Source organism: Novosphingobium tardum (genome assembly GCF_042652045.1).
Classification (GTDB): Bacteria; Pseudomonadota; Alphaproteobacteria; order Sphingomonadales; family Sphingomonadaceae; genus Novosphingobium; species Novosphingobium tardum.
The window spans coordinates 37,036-56,856 of record NZ_JBHSDR010000006.1 but is presented as its reverse complement, the minus strand read 5'-3'; the positions used below and the strand labels follow the sequence as shown (position 1 = coordinate 56,856).

General features: G+C 65.0%; 19 protein-coding genes and 1 tRNA gene. 3 read left to right on the top strand and 17 right to left on the bottom strand.

What is annotated here, in order from left to right; genetic code table 11:
- Positions 1-10 precede the first annotated feature (10 nt).
- The 10 genes from ACFO0A_RS08240 to rpsB form a co-directional block, all read right to left on the bottom strand.
- Positions 11-670 carry an OmpH family outer membrane protein gene (locus ACFO0A_RS08240; RefSeq protein ID WP_379538530.1) on the bottom strand — a complete coding sequence of 220 codons (660 nt, stop codon included), beginning with the start codon at positions 668-670 and terminating at the stop codon, positions 11-13.
- Positions 670-3,375 (bottom strand): outer membrane protein assembly factor BamA, encoded by a 2,706-nt coding sequence (gene bamA / locus ACFO0A_RS08235; RefSeq protein ID WP_379538529.1) that lies wholly within the window; start codon positions 3,373-3,375, stop codon positions 670-672. The genes ACFO0A_RS08240 and bamA overlap by 1 nt, the downstream gene beginning before the upstream one ends.
- Before the next feature lie 166 nt (positions 3,376-3,541).
- Positions 3,542-4,657, bottom strand: coding sequence for an RIP metalloprotease RseP (gene rseP, locus ACFO0A_RS08230; protein ID WP_379538528.1), 1,116 nt, complete (start codon positions 4,655-4,657; stop codon positions 3,542-3,544).
- On the bottom strand, positions 4,658-5,818 hold the full coding sequence (gene dxr / locus ACFO0A_RS08225) for a 1-deoxy-D-xylulose-5-phosphate reductoisomerase (RefSeq protein ID WP_379538527.1): 1,161 nt from the start codon (positions 5,816-5,818) through the stop codon (positions 4,658-4,660).
- Positions 5,815-6,540, bottom strand: coding sequence for a phosphatidate cytidylyltransferase (locus ACFO0A_RS08220; RefSeq protein WP_379538526.1), 726 nt, complete (start codon positions 6,538-6,540; stop codon positions 5,815-5,817). Before ACFO0A_RS08220 ends, dxr begins: the two co-directional genes overlap by 4 nt.
- Positions 6,527-7,171 (bottom strand): polyprenyl diphosphate synthase, encoded by a 645-nt coding sequence (gene uppS, locus ACFO0A_RS08215; protein WP_379539630.1) that lies wholly within the window; start codon positions 7,169-7,171, stop codon positions 6,527-6,529. The genes ACFO0A_RS08220 and uppS overlap by 14 nt, the downstream gene beginning before the upstream one ends.
- A gap of 83 nt (positions 7,172-7,254) precedes the next feature.
- A complete protein-coding gene (gene frr, locus ACFO0A_RS08210; RefSeq protein WP_379538525.1) occupies positions 7,255-7,812 on the bottom strand; it encodes a ribosome recycling factor in 558 nt (185 codons plus the stop codon).
- Position 7,813: 1 nt separating this feature from the next.
- On the bottom strand, positions 7,814-8,536 hold the full coding sequence (gene pyrH, locus ACFO0A_RS08205) for a UMP kinase (RefSeq protein ID WP_379538524.1): 723 nt from the start codon (positions 8,534-8,536) through the stop codon (positions 7,814-7,816).
- A 118-nt stretch (positions 8,537-8,654) separates the two neighbouring features.
- A complete protein-coding gene (tsf, locus tag ACFO0A_RS08200; RefSeq protein WP_379538523.1) occupies positions 8,655-9,581 on the bottom strand; it encodes a translation elongation factor Ts in 927 nt (308 codons plus the stop codon).
- Between the two features lie 63 nt (positions 9,582-9,644).
- Complete coding sequence (rpsB, locus tag ACFO0A_RS08195; protein WP_379538522.1) at positions 9,645-10,439, bottom strand: 30S ribosomal protein S2; 795 nt, start codon at positions 10,437-10,439, stop codon at positions 9,645-9,647.
- A 345-nt stretch (positions 10,440-10,784) separates the two neighbouring features.
- Between rpsB and ACFO0A_RS08190 the strand changes: the two genes are divergently transcribed.
- Positions 10,785-11,045, top strand: coding sequence for a hypothetical protein (locus ACFO0A_RS08190; RefSeq protein ID WP_379538521.1), 261 nt, complete (start codon positions 10,785-10,787; stop codon positions 11,043-11,045).
- On the opposite strand, the gene ACFO0A_RS08185 is transcribed toward ACFO0A_RS08190, so the two are convergent.
- From ACFO0A_RS08185 to ACFO0A_RS08175, 3 genes are all read right to left on the bottom strand, one after another.
- Positions 10,999-11,838 carry a CDP-alcohol phosphatidyltransferase family protein gene (locus ACFO0A_RS08185; protein WP_379539629.1) on the bottom strand — a complete coding sequence of 280 codons (840 nt, stop codon included), beginning with the start codon at positions 11,836-11,838 and terminating at the stop codon, positions 10,999-11,001. The genes ACFO0A_RS08190 and ACFO0A_RS08185 overlap by 47 nt on opposite strands.
- Positions 11,838-12,587: a phosphatidylserine decarboxylase gene (locus ACFO0A_RS08180; RefSeq protein ID WP_379538520.1), complete on the bottom strand. Its 750-nt coding sequence runs from the start codon at positions 12,585-12,587 to the stop codon at positions 11,838-11,840. Before ACFO0A_RS08180 ends, ACFO0A_RS08185 begins: the two co-directional genes overlap by 1 nt.
- 105 nt (positions 12,588-12,692) lie before the next feature.
- A tRNA-Tyr gene (locus ACFO0A_RS08175) sits at positions 12,693-12,778 on the bottom strand.
- Positions 12,779-12,923: 145 nt separating this feature from the next.
- Between ACFO0A_RS08175 and rlmB the strand changes: the two genes are divergently transcribed.
- Positions 12,924-13,730 (top strand): 23S rRNA (guanosine(2251)-2'-O)-methyltransferase RlmB, encoded by an 807-nt coding sequence (gene rlmB, locus ACFO0A_RS08170; RefSeq protein ID WP_379538519.1) that lies wholly within the window; start codon positions 12,924-12,926, stop codon positions 13,728-13,730.
- A 32-nt stretch (positions 13,731-13,762) separates the two neighbouring features.
- Entirely contained in the window at positions 13,763-14,617 is an 855-nt protein-coding gene (locus ACFO0A_RS08165; protein ID WP_379538518.1) for a hypothetical protein, read from the top strand.
- A 101-nt stretch (positions 14,618-14,718) separates the two neighbouring features.
- Here ACFO0A_RS08165 and ACFO0A_RS08160 read toward each other — a convergent pair whose 3' ends face one another.
- From ACFO0A_RS08160 to ACFO0A_RS08145, 4 genes are all read right to left on the bottom strand, one after another.
- Positions 14,719-14,991, bottom strand: a complete 273-nt coding sequence (locus tag ACFO0A_RS08160; protein WP_379538517.1) for an HU family DNA-binding protein — start codon at positions 14,989-14,991, stop codon at positions 14,719-14,721.
- 222 nt (positions 14,992-15,213) lie between these two features.
- On the bottom strand, positions 15,214-17,631 hold the full coding sequence (lon, locus tag ACFO0A_RS08155; RefSeq protein ID WP_379538516.1) for an endopeptidase La: 2,418 nt from the start codon (positions 17,629-17,631) through the stop codon (positions 15,214-15,216).
- A gap of 144 nt (positions 17,632-17,775) precedes the next feature.
- Complete coding sequence (locus ACFO0A_RS08150) at positions 17,776-18,114, bottom strand: YbaB/EbfC family nucleoid-associated protein (RefSeq protein WP_379538515.1); 339 nt, start codon at positions 18,112-18,114, stop codon at positions 17,776-17,778.
- Entirely contained in the window at positions 18,111-19,820 is a 1,710-nt protein-coding gene (locus ACFO0A_RS08145; protein ID WP_379538514.1) for a DNA polymerase III subunit gamma/tau, read from the bottom strand. The genes ACFO0A_RS08150 and ACFO0A_RS08145 overlap by 4 nt, the downstream gene beginning before the upstream one ends.
- Position 19,821 lies beyond the last annotated feature (1 nt).

Genomic DNA, 19,821 nt, shown 5'->3' with positions numbered 1-19,821 from the left:
TCCGGCGCGATCAGCGGCCCGGGGTCTGGGCGGCGGGCTGCGCCGGCTGACCCTGCTGGGCAGCCTGCTGTTCGCGCTGCGCACGCGGCAGCCAGCCGGCCGGCGGCACGAGCTGGGCGTTCGGAATGAGCGCGTTGAGCTCGTTCAGGATCGCCTGGTTGAGGTTGTACGGCTGGTCAGCCTGCACCACCGCCTGCGAATCAAGAAGCAGGGTGACCTTCTGCTTCGCCATCGCGCTCTTCGTGGCCTGCTCCAGCTTGTCGCTGATCTGCTCGATGACATAGGCGCGGCTGAGCGCAATCGGCTGCAGGATCTGGTTGATCTCCTGCTGGCCCGACTGCTCGATCTGCTGCAGCTGCATGTACTGCTGCTGGATCGACGCCTGGTTCGGGTTGGTGGCACGGGCATCGGCGTCGAGCTTGGTCGCGAGCGGACGGATCTGCGCCTCGATCTGGGTCTTGCGCGAATTGGCCTGGTCGATCTGCGCCTTGTAGGTCACCGGACGCTGGGTCTCGGCGTTCTTGAATGCGTTCGACAGGGCGACGATGGCCGAAGGATTGGCGACGGCGATGCCCTTCACGACCTGCGCGCTGGCAGGAGCCACCGCGATCATCGGCGAAGCGGCCAGAGCCAGCGCGAGCGGAACGAGCGCCTTGGAAAGATTGGTCATCAGAACTGGGTTCCTACGTTGAAAGTAAAGGATTTTGTATCATCGCCCTTCTGCTTGAGCAGGGCCTTGGCGAAGTCGATGCGGAACGGCCCGAACGGCGAGTTCCAGTTTACCCCGACGCCGATCGACAGTCGCGGCTTCGGCGAATCGCCGTAGAATTGCTCGACGAACGGCGGAATGGTGTTGCCAAGCGCGGTATTGGCGGTGCCTGCAGGCGAAGTCGCGCTGGTCGTGATGGTGGTCGTACCGTCGGTGTTGACCTGCGAGAACAGCGGCGCGCCGGTGGCATCGCGCGAAGGCAGGAAGATGCCGTTCGGGAACGGGCTGGACTGCAGGACCGGCTTGGTGATGCCCCACAGCGAGCCGACGTCCATGAAGACCGACGGCCGCAGGCCAAGCTCGCGAGCACCCGAACCCAGCGGGATTTCGAGCTCGGCATGTGCGAGATAGTAGTACTTGCCGCCCAGCGCATCGTCGGTGACCTGCTTGCGGTCGGTGACCGTAACCGGATTGCCGTTGGCATCAGCGATGATCGGGCGGCGGATGACGCGGGGACCCACGCCGCGAATGTCGAAGCCGCGGATCTGGGGTTCGCCCAGATAGAAGCGGTCGGTGAGGCGGATGTCATCCACCCCGGCCGCGGCCGAACCACGGTTCTGGAGCGACTTGATCACCCCGCCCTCGCCCGAGACCGAGAAGACGAAGCCCTTGAGCACCGGCCAGTACTTGGCGGCGTTGAACCGGCCGCGAACATACTTCACCGAACCGCCGAGGCCGGCGAAATCGGCGCTCACCGATGCGCTGTTGCCACGGGTCGGACGGGCCCGATTGTCGAGCGTGTCGTAGATGACCGAAGCGCCCAGGATCGAACTCGTACGATTGCCCAGTGCATCGCAGAGATAGCGGCCCGCGAGCAGCGGTTCGCACTTCGAGATGCCGTCGCCGTCGAGGTCCGAGAAGAACTGGTTCTTGTCGAGCGTCACGTCGTCGATGTTGAAGGTGTAGCGGCCGACCGCGGTCATATACTCCGTCAGCGGCACGCCGACGCGGCCCTGGAAGCCGGTCGTCGACTGCTGGTACGTCGTGTTGCGGTCGTTGTTCGTGTAGTTGAAGCTGTTGTAGTCGCGGCGATAGATATCGAAGCCCGCCGACACGTTCTTGTCGAACACATAGGGTTCGGTGAAGCTCACCTCGGCGCTCTTCGAATAGCGCGAATAGTTCACGCTGGCGCCGACCGTCTGGCCACGCCCGCGGAAATTCTTCTGCTCGATCGACGCCTGGAGGATGAAGCTCTCTAGGCTGGAGAACCCGGCCGACAGCTGGAGCTGCCCGGTCGGCTTCTCCTCGACATTGGCTTCGAGAATAATCCGGTCCGGCGTGCTGCCCGGCTTCTGCTCAACCTCGAACTTCTCCTGGAAGTAGCCCAGCGAGTTGATCCGGTTGGTCGAGCGCTTGACCTGGAACGAGTTGAATGCGTCGCCTTCGGCAAGGCGGAACTCGCGGCGGATTACCTTGTCCTGGGTCAGCGTATTGCCGTTGACGTCAACGCGCTCGACATAGACGCGCGGCGTCTCGTTGAGCACGTAGGTGATCCCCATCGTGAGATCGTCCTTGTTGCGCTCGAATTGCGGACGCACGTCGGCAAAAGCGTAACCGAAGGTGCCTACCGTCTCGGACAGGTTGTCGACCGTGTCCTCGACCAGCTTGGCGTTGTACCAGTCGCCCTTCTTCATTGGCAGGTTCTTGACGATCGCCTCGCCGTCGAACTCGCGCAACTGGCTGTCGACCTTCACGTCGCCGAACTTGTAGCGCTGGCCTTCCTCCACCACGTACGTGATGATGAAGTCCTTCTTGTCCGGGGTCAGCTCGGCCACCGCCGACACCACGCGGAAGTCGGCATAACCCTGGGTCAGGTAGAACTGGCGCAGCTTCTGCTGGTCGAACGCCAGACGATCGGGATCGTACGAGGTACCGCCGCTGAAGAAGCGATAGAACCGCGCCTGCTTGGTCACCATCTCGCCGCGCAGCTCGCCATCCGAGAACTTCTCGTTGCCGATGATGTTGATCTGGCGGACCTTGGACTTGGGCCCCTCGTTGATCTCGAAGACGATGTCGACGCGGTTCTGGTCGAGCGAAACCATTTTCGGCTCGACCGTCGCGGCGAAGCGGCCTTGCCGCTTGTAGAGCTCGATGATGCGGGCAACGTCGGCGCGGACCTTGGAGCGGGTGAAGATCTGGCGCGGCGCGAGCTTGATCTCGGGCGTGATCTTCTCATCCTTAAGGCGCTTGTTGCCCTCAAGGATGATGCGGTTGATGACCGGGTTTTCCTTCACCTCGATCACCACGGCGCCGGCGTTGTTGCGGACCTGCACTTCCGAAAACAGTTCGGTGGCGTAGAGATCCTTCAGCGCCTGGTCGGCGGCGGCCTGCGTATAGGGCTGGCCGACGCGCAGCTGCACATAGCTGCGGATCGTGTCAGGCTCGAGCCGCTGGGCCCCGCTGACGGTGATCGACTGGATCGTTTCGGTCGCCAGGACACTGGCCGGCGGCGAGGCTGCAGGGGCCGGAGCTGCTGCATCCTGGGCCATCGCGCCGACCGGCACACCGGCGAGAAAGGTTCCGGCGAGAAGCACAGCGGCGAACCGCGCGGTGGCTCCGGCAGGCTGGGTGGCCAGCGAGGCCAGAACCGTATTGCGTCGCGTCATCGACAACTGCCATCCCGTAAATTCATGCGACCGGCGGGGTGCCCCGGCCATGGCAAAAATGATCGCAGCCCTCTGCCCGATGCGCCTTCGTCGATCAAGCAGACAATGGACCGGCAAATGGTCTTGAAATCAGGCTCCAACCCTCTTTAGCGCCGCCTGGGCGGGGTCAGCCGCCGAATAGCCTGAGCGACGCCAGATCGTTGAAGGTGACGAAAAGCATCAGCACGACAACGAACGCCACTCCGGTGCGAAATGCCCATTCCTGGCTGCGCTGGCTGGCCGGTTTCCGCCGGACTGCCTCTGCCGCGTAGAAGGCCAGATGCCCACCGTCGAGGACGGGAATTGGCAGGAGGTTGATGAACCCCAAGTTAATTGAAATGAACGCCGCAAAGGCCACGAATGCGCGCCAGCCAAGGCTGAGCTGCTCGCCCGAATACTTCGCGATCTTGAGCGGCCCGCCAAGTTCTTCGGTCGACCGCTGGCCGGTCACGATCTGGGCGATTCCGGTCACCATCATGCCGATCATGTCGCGCGTTTCGCCCGTTGCCAGGACAACCGCCCGCAGCGGCCCGACCGGGCGAACATCAGCCTGAGCGGGCCCGATCCCGAGGTAACCACGGGTGAATTCGTTGCCGAACTGGTCTTTGTCCACTTTGCGGCCGACGGTGGCGGAGATGCCAAGCGTGCGGCCGCCGCGCTCGACCGTCATGTCGAGCGACTGGCCGGGGCGCGGAGCGACGATCCGCGTGATGTCGCCAAAGCGGTCGATCGCCTCGCCCTTTATCGCAGTTATCCGGTCACCCGACCGCAGGCCCGCCGAAGCAGCGACTGAGCCCGGCTCCACGATCCCGACGACGGGTGTCGCCACAACCTGGCCATAGGCCATGAGAAACGCCGCCAGTATCGCGATGGCGAAGATGAGATTTGCCGCCGGACCCGCAAGAACGATCAAGGAACGCTGCCACAGCGGCTTGCCCTGGAAGCAGCCTTCACGCTCTTCGGCAGGCAGCGAAAGCCAGGCCGCGTCGGGCTGGCTCGCGGGATTCATGTCGCCCGCGAACTGGACGTAGCCGCCCAGCGGCAACAGGGAGAGTTTCCAGCGGGTTCCGCGCTTGTCGGTCCAGCCGGCGAGTTCCTTGCCGAAGCCGATCGAAAAGCTTTCCGCCTTCACCCCGAACCAGCGAGCGACGATGTAATGGCCCAGTTCGTGGATGACCACGAGCGGCCCAAGCAACAGCAGGAAGCCTACAACGTAGAGAAGGACTCCGGGGCTCTGGATCACTCAGGCAAGCTCCATCAAGGCGCGGGCGTCGGCCCGGGCGGCTTCGTCAACCGCCAGGACCGCCGCCAGATCACGCGGCTCGGGCAGCACGTTGCGACCCAGGACCTCGGCGACGTATGCCGCAATTCTGGTGAACGGGATATGTCCGGCCAGGAACGCGGCGACCGCAACTTCATTCGCGGCATTGAGGACAGCGGGGGCCGAGCCGCCCGCGATCACCGCTTCGCGCGCCAGCCGTGTCGCGGGGAACAGCGCTTCGTCCGGCGCGCGAAAGGTCAGCTCGCCAATCGCAGCGAGGTCGAGCGGAGCGCAGGGACCGGCCATCCGCTGCGGCCATGCCAAAGCCGACGCGATGGGCACGCGCATGTCGGACGGCCCCAACTGAGCGAGCGTCGACCCGTCGCGGAACTCGACCATCGAATGGACCACCGACTGCGGGTGGACGATGATCGCAAGGCGCTCGTGCCCGACCGGGAAAAGGTAATGCGCCTCGATCAGCTCGAGACCCTTGTTCATCATCGTGGCGGAATCGACGCTGATTTTGGCGCCCATGTCCCAGTTGGGATGGCGCACCGCCTGTGCCGGCGTAGCCTGCTCGAGCCGGGCGCGGCTCCAGTCGCGAAACGGGCCGCCGCTGGCGGTGAGCGTGATCCGGGCGACATCGGACAGGCGATTGCCCGCAAGGCACTGGAAGATCGCATTGTGCTCGCTATCGACGGGCAGCAGGGTGGCGGCGTTCCGCGCTACCGCTGCGGTCATCACCGCCCCTGCCGAAACAAGTGCTTCCTTGTTCGCCAGGGCGACGGTTCCGCCCCGTTCGATCGCTGACATGGTGGGGGCCAGGCCTGCGCAGCCTACGATCGCCGCGATCGTGAGATCGGCGGGCCGCGCCGCCGCTTCGATCAGCGCGGCCTCCCCGCCCGCTGCCGCGATGCCGCTTCCGGACAGAGCATCGCGCAAGGCCGGAAGGCAGCTTTCGTCGGCGACGACCGCAAGTTCGGCGGAGAACTCGCGAGCAAGTGCCGCGAGTTCGACTGCCTGGCAATTGGCGGTAAGCGCCACGATACGGAAACTGTCGCGATTGCGGCGCACGAGGTCGAGCGTCGACGACCCCACCGATCCGGTTGCGCCCAGTATCGTCAGGCTTCGCGGATCGATCACCGCCCGAGCGCCCACACGCTGCCGACGATGATCGCCACCGGAAGGAGGCCATCGACCCGATCGAACACACCGCCATGCCCCGGGATGAGGCGAGAGCTGTCCTTCACCCCAGCCCGACGCTTGAGCCAGCTTTCGAAGAAATCGCCGGCTTGCGCCGCGACCGCCAGACCGGCGCCGATCGCGGCAGCCAGAACCACATCGCGAGACGCTCCAGCCGTATCGAGGCTGCGGCCGGCCCCATCGAGGCCGGCGATGGCGAAAGTCAGTCCGGCGACGGCGGCCGCGCACCAGAGCGCGCTTGCCGCCATCCCACCGCCCAGCCCTGCCCAGGTCTTCGAGGGACTTATCGATGGCGCGATCTTGGGCCCACCAATTGCCCGACCGGCGAAGTAGGCGCCCGTATCGGTGCAGATCACCGCGCCCAGCACGGCGAGAAACAGGACCCGCGGCATGCTCGCCAACGCGAGCGCGGCCCAGCCGATATAGACTGCGCCGGCCAGCAGCGCCGCGAGCCGCAAGGGGGTCGACCCGACCGCCAGCCAGACGAGCCGCGCAAACTCGCCGGCGACGACCAGCGCGAGGATGGCGATGAAGAGCTCGAAGACGAGTCCCCCACTCCAGACCGCAAAGCCGGCAACCGCCAGCAGAACGGCAGCGGATGCCGCCCGAACCGGAAGGTCCGAGCGCTTGGCCGCAGGTGCGGCGTGTTCAGCGGCCGCCATATCGCCGCTCGCGGGCCGCGAACGCCTCCAGGGCCTCGGCAAGGTGCGCCGGGGTGAAGTCGGGCCACAGCACGTCGCTGAACCACAGTTCGGCATAGGCCGACTGCCACAACAGGAAGTTCGAGAGCCGCAACTCGCCCGAGGTGCGGATCAGCAGGTCGAGCGGGGGCATGTCGGCGGTGTCGAGATGGGCGGCGATCGACTCCGCCGTGATCGGCCCTTCGGCAGCGGCCGCACTGGCAGCGCGGGCAATTTCCTGTTGCGCGCCATAGTTCAGCGCAACCGCCAGAGTTGTACCCCGGTTGCCAGCAGTTCGTGCCAGCGCATCCTCGATCAGTTCGACGATATCAGGTGCAAGCGCCAGATAATCGCCAATAATCTTGAGCCGTACTCCGTTTGCCGCGAATTCATCGATGTCACTACGGATGAAGTGGCGAAGGAGGCCCATGAGGTCGGCGACCTCGTCCTGCGGACGCTTCCAGTTTTCGGACGAAAAGGCATACAGGGTCAGCGCCTCGAGCCCCATGCGGCGCGCCGCGCGGACGACTTCGCGCACCGCTTCCACTCCCCGCTTGTGCCCGATCGCGCGCGGGAGGTGGCGCTTCTTGGCCCAGCGACCGTTGCCGTCCATGATGATCGCGACGTGGCGCGCGCCATGGCCCGCGGCCACATCCGGCGTGGCAGCGTCGATCACGACCCCGGATGGGGCGGCGCTCACTGGCTGAGGATTTCCTTTTCCTTGTGAGCCGCGACGTCGTCGGCGGCCCTGATCATCTCGTCGGTGAGCTTCTGGACCTCGGTTTCGGCCCGCTTGCGCTCATCCTCGGAAATCTCGTGTTTCTTCTCGTCGACCTTGAGCGCTTCCATCCCGTCGCGGCGGACGTTGCGGATCGCGATCTTCGCCTTCTCGGAGTATTGGCCCGCCAGCTTGGCGAGCTCCTTGCGCCGCTCCTCGGTAAGGTCGGGAATGGGCAGGCGCAGGTTCTGCCCGTCGGAAATCGGATTCAGGCCGAGCCCGGCGCTGCGGATCGCCTTTTCCACCGGGCTGATGTTGGCCTTGTCCCACACCTGCACCGACAGCATCCTGGGCTCGGGCGCCGAAACCGACGCGACCTGGTTGAGCGGCATGTGCGACCCATAAACCTCGACCGTGATCGGATCGAGCAGCGACACGTTCGCCCGCCCGGTCCGCAGCCCTGCAAGGTCGCCGCGCAGTGCTTCGACCGCGCCCTTCATCCGGCGTTCGAGATCCGCCTTGTCGTACTTGGCCATCTCAGCCTTCCTCCTGCACTATCGTCTGGGTGCCGTGGCCGGCGAGAACGCGGGCGAGGTTGCCCTGCTCGCGGATCGAGAACACGACGATCGGAATCCGATTATCGCGGCACAATGCCACCGCCGACGCATCCATTACCTTGAGATTACCTGCAAGAACAGTGTCGTAATCGACTGTATCGTAACGCTTTGCGCCGGGATTGGTCTTGGGGTCCGAATCATAGACCCCGTCAACGCTGGTTCCCTTGAGGAGAGCGTCGCAGCGCATTTCGGCCGCGCGCAGCGCAGCGCCACTGTCCGTGGTGAAGTAAGGCGCCCCGACCCCGGCCGCAAAGATCACGACCCGGCCCTTCTCGAGGTGCCGTTCAGCGCGGCGGCGAATTACCGGCTCGCAAACCTTGTCCATCTCGATCGCGGACTGGACCCGCGTCGGCACGCCCAGTTGCTCGAGCGCGTTCTGCATGGCCAGCGCATTCATCACGGTGGCCAGCATGCCCATGTAATCGGCCTGGGCCCGGTCCATGCCTTTCGCCGCGCCCGCCATCCCGCGGAAGATGTTGCCCCCGCCGATGACAAGGCAGATCTCGAGGCCGCTGTCCTTCGCGGACTTCACTTCGCCGGCCAGTTCGGTGACGAATTCGGGATCTATGCCGAACTGCTGGCGGCCCATCAGCACTTCGCCCGATAGCTTGAGCAAGATGCGCTTGTATGTCGGCAGGGCCATCGCTCGTCCCGAAAAAGGTGCGCCCGTCGGGCAGGCGTTCAGCTTCGCGCGGAAAGGTATAGGACTTGCGCGCGCGACTGCAAGCGCCCCGCCGTGTTGCCACGGCGGGGCACGCTGGTCAGTTGATCCCGGCTGCCGCGGCCACTTCGGCGGCAAAGTCGGTCTCTTCCTTCTCGATCCCTTCGCCGAGCTGGAAGCGCACGTAATCCTTCAGGGTGATCGCCGAGCCGGCATCCTTGGCGGCCTTTTCGACGACCTGGGAGATCGGGGTCTTGTTGTCGATCACGAACAACTGGCTGAGCAGCGCGTTGTCCTTGGCGAACTTGGCGATCGCCCCGTCGACCATCTTGGCCTGGACTTCGGCAGGCTTGCCGCTTTCGGCCGCCTTTTCGGCCGCAATCGCACGTTCGCGCGACAACATGTCGGCATCGAGCCCGTCGGCATTCAGCGCCAGCGGGAACGCCGCCGCGATGTGCATGGCGATCTGCTTGCCCAGAGCTTCGAGCGCGGCCTTGTCGCCCTCGCTCTCAAGCGCGACGAGCACGCCAATCTTGCCAAGGCCGGGTGCGGCAGCGTTGTGGACGTAAGGCACGACGACCCCGTTGCTGACCGAAACGGTCTTCATCCGGCGCAGCTGCTGGTTCTCGCCGATAGTTGCGACGTTGTTGGTCAGCTTGTCGCTGACGGTGCCGCCATCGGGGTACGATGCCGACTTCAGCGTCTCGATGTCGTCACTCGACTGACCCAGGGCGACTTCGGTCGTCTTGCGGACGAAGTCCTGGAACTGGTCGTTCTTGGCGACGAAGTCGGTTTCGGAGTTCACTTCGACCGCGACGCCCTTGGTGCCGTTGACGGCCACGCCGACCAGGCCTTCGGCCGCGGTGCGGCTCGACTTCTTTGCCGCGGCGGCCAGGCCCTTGGCGCGCAGCTGGTCGACCGCGGCCTCAATGTCGCCATTGGTTTCGTCGAGCGCCTTCTTGCAATCCATCATGCCGGCGCCGGTGCGCTCGCGCAGGTTCTTCACGTCAGTGGCGGTATAAGCCATTGCGTCTATCCTCTTGAATTTGAGAAGTTGCCGGCGGAACGAGAAACGTCCCGCCGGACTGGATCATGCTTCGGTGGCGGCGGGCTCGGCGGCCTCGTCAGCGGCCGGAGCGGCAGCTTCCTCGGCGATCGGCTCGTCCATCGCGCCGATATCGGCACCCGATGCGACGACCGCCTCGCGGTTGCCCTTGGTCGCCGCGGCGCCCACGGCCTCGCAGTAAAGACGGATCGCGCGGCTGGCGTCGTCGTTCGCCGGAATCGGGAAGGCGATGCCGTCGGGCGAAACGTTCGAATCCAGGATCGCCACGACCGGGATGCCCAGGACGTTGGCTTCCTTGATCGCCAGTTCTTCCTTGTTGGCGTCGATCACGAACATCACGTCCGGAATGCCGCCCATGTCGCGGATGCCGCCCAGCGAAAGCTCAAGCTTGTCGCGCTCGCGCGTGAGCTGGAGCACTTCCTTCTTGGTAAGCCCGGCAGTGTCGCCCGAAAGCTGCTCTTCAAGCGTCTTGAGGCGCTTGATCGAGTTGGAAATCGTCTTCCAGTTGGTGAGCATGCCGCCCAGCCAGCGGTGATTGACGAAGTGCTGGCCCGACTGACGAGCAATGTCAGCGATCGGCTGCTGCGCCTGGCGCTTGGTGCCGACGAACAGGACCTTGCCCCCGGCCTGGACGGTTGAGGAGACGAAATCGAGCGCGCGCGCCATCAGGGGCACGGTCTGCGACAGGTCGAGGATGTGGATGCCGTTGCGGGCGCCGAAAATGTACGGCTTCATCCGCGGGTTCCAGCGGTGGGTCTGGTGGCCGAAGTGTGCGCCGGCCTCGATCAATTGCTGCATGGTGACGACGGGAGCCGCCATAGGTCATTCCTTTCCGGTTTGTGCCCCGAGGGGCCCTTGTGGGAAACTGGAACCGAGCGGAGACCCCGCAAAGGCACCGGTATGGGCGTTTCCCATGTGGATTTGCCGCATTGCCACGGGACGTGAAGCTGTCGGCACGCGCCCCTTAGCGGCCCGATGGGCAAAAAGCCACCCGGATTTCGTCCCGCCCACAAAACGGCCCAGCGCGGAATCGCTTGACACAGTGGAACAGAACAAGAACAGTGGCGCAATCGAGCGGTTAGCAAGGAACTGTTAACCATAAGTAGAGTTATCCACACGATGTCCACAGGCTTGTCAGCACTGGGCTAACCGAAAGAGACTCCGATGGCTGCCGTGATCGTTTCAGTTGGATTTGCATTGACCATGGTGCTGGCGGTTGCGGTCATCGCTTCCACATGGCGCACCTATCGGGGCGCAGCGCTGGCCAATCTGGCCGCGCTTCGCGCCCTCTCCGATACTCGCGAATTCCGTGTCTCCACGATTGCCCAGGGCCGCGTCCCGCTGGTCCCGGGCCTTCGCGCCGGAATGCTGCGCGTGTTCAGCCGTCGTCCCGCGCCGCGCCATGCGCTGCGCGCTGCCGCCTGACGCGGGCATATCGAACTATTCCATAGGGCATCAGCGCCAGGTAGAGCGCGCATATCCCCACCAAGGTGAGCCAGGGCTCGGTCAGGAGCGCAGCAAGCGTAAGGCCGACCAGCGCAATCACTTCCAGCCGAATATTCCGCCGCGGTCGCAGCGATGTCCAGCTTAGCGTGGCCACGTTGGAGATCATCAGAAAGGCGATTGCCGCCACCCACAGCGCGACCACGACCGGCTCGCGAAATTCTTCACGCCCGCTGGCGATCCACAGGTACATCGGAAGGAACGCCAGCCCTGCCCCGACCGGCGCGGGAATTCCAGTAAGGAACCCGGCCGACTTATGGGGCTGCTCTACCACATCGATGCGGGCATTGAACCGGGCAAGGCGCAGCGCGCAGCAGACCGCGAAGGCAAGACTCGCGAACCAGCCGATCCGTGGGACTTCCTGAAGCGACCACAGGAAAAGGATGAGGGCGGGAGCGACGCCGAACGAAAGCGAATCAGCAAGGCTGTCCAGTTCCGCGCCAAAGCGCGACTGGGCCTTCATCATCCGCGCGACCCGGCCGTCGATGCCGTCGAGCACGCCGGCAAGGATCACCGCCAGCAGCGCCTTTTCCCAATCCCCGTTGATGGCGAAGCGAATTCCCGTCAACCCGGAGCACAGGGCCGCAGAGGTAATCGCATTGGGAACGAGCGCACGAAGCGTAAGCCCGCGGGGGTTCCGGCCGCCGTGCCCGAATTCCTGCTCTTCGGAGTCCTCGTCTGCCTCGGAAATCGGTCGCCCGTCCGGTCCCAGGATCACTGGCCGACACCTTCGATCAGGGCGGTCTGTCCGATTTCGGCGATGATCGTCTCGCCGGCGATGGTCTTCTGCCCCAGGAGCACGCGGGGTTCGGTTCCCTCCGGAAGGTATACGTCCACGCGGCTGCCGAAGCGGATCAGGCCCACGCGCTGCCCCGCAGCGACGATGTCGCCCTGCTTGACGAACGGCACGATGCGCCGCGCCACCAGGCCGGCGATCTGGGTAAATCCGATAAGGACGCCGTCGTTGCGCTCGAGCAGGAAATGCTGGCGCTCGTTATCCTCGCTCGCCTTGTCGAGATCAGCGTTCACGAACTTGCCGGGGATGTAGACCACGCGCCGTACGGTGCCGGCGACCGGCGCACGGTTGATGTGGACATCGAACACACTCATGAAAATGGACACGCGGGTCACGGGCGCGCTGCCCATGCCCCCTGCCTCGCCGCCTTCGGCAGCCTGAAGTTCACGCGGGGGCGGCACCTTCTGGATGAGCGTGACCAGCCCGTCCGCCGGCGCAACGATGGACTTGTCGTCCTGCGGCGTGATCCGGCGAGGATCACGGAAGAAGGCCAGCACACCCAGCGTCAGGAACGCCAGGGGCCATGCTATCGTCTCCCATGCCAACAGGGCGAAAGCCGCGCTCGCTGCGGCAGTGATAAGGGCGAACTTGCGTCCCTCCGGATGAACGGGTGGCCAGCTCCAGCCAGCGTGTCCGTTTCCGCGATTGTCGAGTATTTCTCCGGGCATCGGCTACCTCTAGGGGCTGGGGCCCGCGCGGACAAGCGGACCGGGGCAGGAACCGGTAAAACCGGCGCCGCTCTTTCGTTCCGCCACGCGGGAAGGAAAAGGGGTTGGTGGACAGGGCTGGATTCGAACCAGCGTACGCTCTCGCGGGCAGATTTACAGTCTGCTGCCATTAACCACTCGGCCACCTGTCCACACAAGCACGCTGGCGAAAAACGCGTTTCGAACGCCCGATTCCGGACCGCCAGACCGAGAAGGCGGCCTTCTGGCGAAGCAGCGCTTGCCTGTCAATGGGGCCACTGGCAGGGAGTGCGCGGCCATGGCGGCCGGGAAAAAACAATGGCTCGTAACGAAGAACAATCCCGCGGACCGGTGCGCGAGCGCGCCTTGCGCGGACGCGCCGGGCGCATGCGCGGCGGACGCGGCAGCGGGCGGACGGGCGCGCCGGTTCGGCTCTGGGGCCGCCATGCGGTCGAAGCCGTACTCGTCAATCCCGATCGGACCATCCGCAAGTTGTGGGCAACGCGCGATGCGCTGGCCGAACTCGAAGGTGAAGTGCCGTCGGGACTGGCGGTCGATTACGCGCAGGCGGTCGACCTCGCCCGCCTGGTGGCGCGCGACGCGCCGCACCAGGGGATAGTGATCGAATGCGACCCGCTTCCCCTCCTCGGCCTCGACGACCTTGAGCCTGCCGATCCCGCGCGCCCGATCGTGGTGCTCGACCAGGTAACAGACCCCCATAACGTCGGCGCAATTCTCCGCTCCGCCGCCGCGTTCAATGCCGCTGCGATCGTGACCCAGGATCGCCATTCGCCGCCCGAATCGGGTGTCGTCGCCAAGGCCGCCTCAGGCGCTCTGGAGATCGTGCCGTGGCTGCGGGTGGTGAACCTGTCGCGCGCGCTGGAGGAAATGGAGGACGCTGGATACTGGCGGATCGGGCTTGCCGGCGAAGCCGAGGCTTCATTTGCCGAGGCTCTGCCCGCCGGGCCCGTCGCCCTGGTGCTGGGGGCCGAGGGAGAGGGACTGCGCCACAACGTCGCGCAGCACTGCGATGTCCTTGCACGCCTTCCGATCTCGGCGGCTATGGAAAGTCTTAATGTATCGAATGCAGCAGCGGTCGCGCTCTATGCGATAGCCACGCGCTAAGCGGGCGAATCGCCTGACAACGGGGGAAAGTCATGATCCGTCGCAAGCTCGCGCTGCTTGCAGCAGCTTTCGCAGGGTGCCTGGCGCTGGCCGGCTGCCTGATCAGTCCCGGCAAGTTCACCTCGCGGCTTGATCTTCACCGCGACGGAGCTTTCGCGTTTTCCTACTCGGGCGAAATCTATCTCCTTGCCCTGTCAAAACTCGCGACCGCGGGGATGACCAAGGACAAGCCCGTCTTCAAGGCAGAATGCGTCGACGAGGAAAACTTCAAGCCGCGCCCCTGCAGCGACGAGGAGACCGCCGACCAGCGCAAGACTTGGGATGCAAATGCTTCCTCTCGGGAGGCGGAGACACGGCGCAACTCAGAGGCCATGCGCGCGATGCTTGGCGGGATCGACCCCGCGGATCCTGCCGCTGCCGACGAGCTTGCGGCCCGGCTGCGAAAGCAGAAGGGCTGGCGATCGGTAGTGAACAAGGGCGATGGGTTGTTCCTCGTCGATTACGCTATCGAAGGGCGGCTCGACCACGACTTCGCATTCCCAGCGATGGAACGGATGCAATATGCAAATCCCTTCGTCGCGATTTCGCTGCACCAGGACGGGACAGTGCGGGTCGATGCGCCTGCCTTCTCCGCAGCGTCCAGCACCGGCAATCCGTTCGCGGCGCTCGCCCAGATGGGCGCGCTCGACAAGGCGGGAGAGAATGGCGCCGGGATGCCGAAGATGCCGCAACTCGACGGCAGGTTCACGATCGTGACGGACGGCGAGATCCTGGCGAATAATACCGATGAAGGTCCATCGGCTGAAACGTCCGGCAAGCGGCTCGATTGGACGATAACGCCGCGCACCGCCGCCGCGCCAACCGCCCTCGTCAAGCTCCAGCGCTAGAGAGCCGAACGGAGTCGAGCACCAAAGCAAACGCCGCGCCCACCCGTCGGTGAGCGCGGCGCAGTAAACGCGGCCCGAAGGCCGCGCCTAGCTGAAATCGATCAGTTGACCGCGTCCTTGAGGCCCTTGCCGGCCTTGAACTTGGGCTGGGTCGAAGCCTTGATGCTCATCGGCTCGCCGGTGCGCGGGTTGCGCCCCGTCGAAGCCTTGCGCTTGGCCACCGAAAACGTGCCAAAACCGACCAGGCGAACTTCGTCGCCCTTGCCCAGCGCGCCGGAGATCGAATCGAACACGGCTTCGACAGCCTTGGTCGCATCGCCCTTCGTGAGGCCGCTGGAATCGGCAACGGAGCTGATCAGATCGTTTTTGTTCATCGAGGAACCCCCTACCTTTGGTGAAATCGAAAGCGTGGAATCGCTTATCGGCTGCGGCGGAATTGAGCGGAAGAAGAATGGGCTGTCAAAGCCTAAAAGGGCAAGAATCGCCGGATATCCCGCGATTCTTGCCCCTTTTGAGACGAAGCGTGCATCACCGGGCGATCAAACCGCCGGTCAACGCCGCCCAGAGTGCAGCAATCCCTTGCCGATACGCGCTTTTCAGTGCGCCGTCGGGACGCTCGAAGCCGGAATCGGCGGCGCCGCCGGGACCGGCTGACTGGCGATGTCGTCAGCCTCGGTCCATTCGATCGGAGCGAGCTCTGCTGTCAGAGCGCGGCTGAGAACCTCGTCAACGTGGCTGACCGGGATGATCTCCAGCCCGTCCTTCACGTTGGCCGGGATCTCGGCCAGATCCTTGCGGTTCTCTTCGGGGATAAGGACGGTCTTGATGCCGCCGCGCAAAGCGGCGAGCAGCTTCTCCTTCAGCCCCCCGATCCCCAGCACGCGACCGCGAAGCGTGACCTCGCCGGTCATCGCGATATCCGCGCGCACCGGAATGCCGCTCAGCGTCGACACGATCGACGTGACCATGCCGATGCCGGCCGATGGTCCGTCCTTCGGAACCGCGCCCTCGGGCAGGTGGATGTGGATGTCCTTGCGGTTGATCAGCGACGGCTTGATCCCATAGGCGGGCGCGCGCGCCTTCACGAAACTGAAGGCAGCCTGCACGCTTTCGTTCATCACCTCGCCGAGCTTGCCGGTCGTGCGCACCGCGCCCTTGCCGGGGACGGTCACGGCCTCGATCGTCAGAAGCTCGCCGCCGACCTCGGTCCAGGCCAGACCCGTGACCGCCCCGACCTGGGCTTCCTCGTCGGAAACGCCATGGCGGTATTTGCGGACCCCGGCGAACTCGCCGAGGTTTTCCGGCGTCACCACGACGGCAGTTTCCTTGCCTTCGAGTATCCGGCGGAGCGATTTGCGCGCCAGTCGCGCGATCTCGCGCTCGAGCGTGCGGACGCCGGCCTCACGCGTGTAATAGCGGATCAGGTCGCGCAGGGCCTCGTGCGTCAGGGTGAATTCGCCCTGCTTGAGCCCGTGCGCCTCGATCTGCTTGGCGATCAGGTGGCGCTCCGCGATCTCGACCTTCTCGTCCTCGGTGTAACCTTCGAGCCGGATGATCTCCATCCGGTCGAGCAGCGCCTGTGGCAGGTTGAGGCTGTTCGCGGTGGTCACGAACATCACGTCGGACAAGTCGTAATCCAGTTCCAGGTAATGGTCCTGGAACTTGGAGTTCTGCTCGGGATCGAGGACTTCGAGCAAGGCCGATGCCGGATCGCCGCGGAAATCCTGGCCCAGCTTATCGATCTCGTCGAGAAGGAACAGCGGGTTGCTGGTCCCGGCCTTGCGCAGGTTCGTGATGATCTTGCCCGGCAGCGAGCCGATGTAGGTCCGGCGGTGGCCGCGAATCTCCGCTTCGTCGCGCACGCCACCCAGGGATTGGCGGATGAATTCGCGCCCAGTCGCGCGCGCGATCGACCGCCCGAGGCTGGTCTTGCCGACGCCCGGAGGTCCGACCAGGCACAGGATGGGACCCTTCAGCTTGTTGGTCCGCGCCTGGACCGCGAGATACTCGACGATCCGGTCCTTGACCTTTTCGAGCGCGTAATGATCCGCATCGAGCACTTCCTGCGCCTTGGCGATATCGCGCTTCAGCTTGCTCTTCTTGCCCCACGGCAGGCCGAGCAGAACGTCGAGGTAATTGCGGATGACGGTCGCCTCGGCGCTCATCGGCTGCATGCCCTTGAGCTTCTTCAGCTCGGCAGTGGCCTTCGCCCGCGCTTCCTTCGAGAGCTTGAGCTTGTCGATCTTCTCGGCCAGTTCGGCCAGCTCGTTCGCTTCGTCGCCATCGCCGCCGCCCAGTTCAGACTGGATCGCCTTGAGCTGCTCGTTGAGGTAATATTCGCGCTGCGTTTTCTCCATCTGGCGCTTCACGCGCCCGCGGATCTTGCGTTCGACCTTCAGCACGCCGAGCTCGCCTTCCATGAAGCTCATCACCATTTCGAGGCGCTTCAGGGGATCGGCTTCGGTCAGGAGTGCCTGCTTGTCGGCCACCTTGGCGGCGATGTTCGCGGCCACGGCGTCACCCAGCTTCGACGCATCGTCGATGTCGCCAAGCTGCGCGCCCGCGTCCTGCGGCAACTTCTTGTTGAGCTTGGCATAGTCGGCGAACTGGTCGACGACGCTGCGCATCATCGCCGCAACTTCGGTTCCCGCCGCGGTAACCTGCGCCATGAGCGAAACCTGCGCCACGACCATGTCGCCGCCGCTGCCGCTTTCCTCGCGCAAGCTTTCGATCGATCCGCGCTGCTGGCCTTCGACCAGTACGCGAACGGTCCCGTCGGGCAGCTTCAGAAGCTGGAGGACGGTCGCGGTCACGCCGACGTCGTAAAGATCGTCGCGATCAGGTTCGTCGCAGCCGGGGTCGAGCTGGGCGAGTAGAAAAATTTCCTTGTTGCCGGCCATCGCCGCCTCGAGCGCGGCAACCGACTTTTCGCGTCCCACGAAGAGAGGGACGACCATTCCCGGAAACACGACGATGTCGCGAAGGGGAAGCAGGGGGTAGAGATTCATCGTCATATCCGTCCACTATAGCGCAGCATGCGCCGGTTCCGGCACGAAGCCGGTGTCTTGGCTGTGGATATGGGATGCCCCCCGCCTTCCCGCAATCCCGGCACCCACCGCCTGCGCGGCCGATCGTGCCCGGGATGCGCGAAAGCGGTTCTACATCCCCGGAAGCTTGAAGCCCGCCGGAATGCCTGCCGCATTCTGCACGCGCTGCATTTCCTCGGCGGTGACCGCATCGGCGCGGACCCGCGCATCGTTGAACGCGGCGGCAACGAGATCTTCAAGCATCTGCTTTTCGCTTGCCGCCATCAGGCTGTCGTCGATCGCGACGCCGATAACGCGTCCCTTCGCGCTGCAGCGGATCTTGACGAGCCCGCCACCCGCTACGCCTTCGACTTCGATCTGGTCGAGCTTGGCCTGGGCCTCGCCCATCTGCTTCTGGATCGTGGCCGCCGCCTGCTGGGCGGCCTGGATCATTTCTTCCATCGATTTCATGCGCGTCTGCTCCATGGGGGAGAGGAGCGCTCGGCGCGCTCCTCGTCAATCAGTTCTGCGTCGGGAAACGCGGCGAAGGCGGCCTTCACCAGCGGATTGGCGAGCAATGCGGCCTGGCCGGCGCGTTCCTCGCTCTCCTTGCGTTCGCGCAAGCTCGGCTGCGCCTCGCCCACACTGCGCTCGACCCTCCATCGTTCGCCGGTCAGCCGGTCGAGCGCGTCGGCCATGTCGCGAGCAGGGTCTTCGGTCAGACCGGGAACGAGTTGGAACAGCAAGGTGCCGTTCGTCACTTCAACCGGGCGAACCCAGTTTCGCATCGTTCCGCCGATCAGCGGCTGGCTGTCCTCGACCCGCGAAACGAGCTGTTCCCAATCGATCGACGCGGCAGGCACCCCTGCGCCCGGCGAGACGTGCGTGACTGCCGGTGGCGACGCGTTCGCGGCTATTTCCTGCAGCTTGCGGGCGAGACCGCCGGGGTCGGGGAGGTCCGCGGCATGCATCACTCGCAAAAGTGCCATTTGCGCGGCGGCAAGCGGGTCGGGCGCGAAACGGACCTCGTCGTGTCCCTTGAGAACGAGCTGCCACAGGCGATGCAACTGGCCGGCGCTGAGTCCCTTGGCCCAACCCTCGATCGCCTCGCGTTCCTCGCTCGAGCGGGCGTCGGCGCCGCTCTGCCCGAGCTGTGCAATCGTGATCCGGTGAACGAGGTTCATCTGCGCGCGCATGAGGGCGAGCGGCTCGACCCCCAGCGCGTATTGCTGCTCGATCAGGTCGAGCAGTTCACGGCCCTCGCCCGCCAGCAGCGCGGCGAAAAGGCGCCGCTGGGCGGTCTTGTCCGCCAGGCCCAGCATGTCGCGGACCTTCTCGGCGGTGACCATGCCGTCGCCGCCAAGGTCGGCGTGGGCGATCGCCTGGTCGAGGATCGACAGCCCGTCGCGGACCGAACCTTCCGCCGCTACCGCGATCATCGACAGGGCTTCGTCTTCTGCCGGAACCTGCTCCAGCGAGCAGATATGCGCGAAGTGCGCCGAAAGCGCCGGCGTGGCGATCCGCCGCAGGTCGAAGCGCTGGCAGCGCGAAAGCACGGTAACGGGCAGCTTGTCCGCCTCGGTCGTCGCAAACAGGAACTTCACGTGGGCGGGCGGTTCCTCAAGCGTCTTGAGCAGCGCATTGAAGGCGCTGTTCGACAACATGTGGACCTCGTCGATGATGTATATCTTGTAGCGCGCGGATACCGCCGCATAGCGCACGGCTTCGATGATCTCGCGCACGTCGTTGACGCTGGTGTGGCTGGCCGCGTCCATCTCGATCACGTCGATGTGACGGCCCTCGGCGATGGCGACGCACGGCTCGCAGACCCCGCATGGCTCGATCGTGGGCCCGCCCTGCCCGTCCGGCCCGATGCAGTTGAGCGCCTTGGCGATCAGCCGGGCGGTGGATGTCTTGCCGACCCCGCGCACCCCGGTCATCAGGAAGGCGTGAGCCAGCCGGTCGCGCTTGATCGCGTTGCCAAGGGTGCGAACCATCGCTTCCTGGCCGATCAGTTCGGCAAAGGTTCGCGGCCGGTACTTGCGCGCAAGGACGCGATAGGGTTGCGCCGTGTCGGCGCGCTGCGGCTGCGCAGGCTCGTCGAGGCCCAGCCCGGGCATCTCCGCGGCATCGGGTTCGCGCGGCTCTTCGCCGAATATGTCGGGGGATTCGCCCATC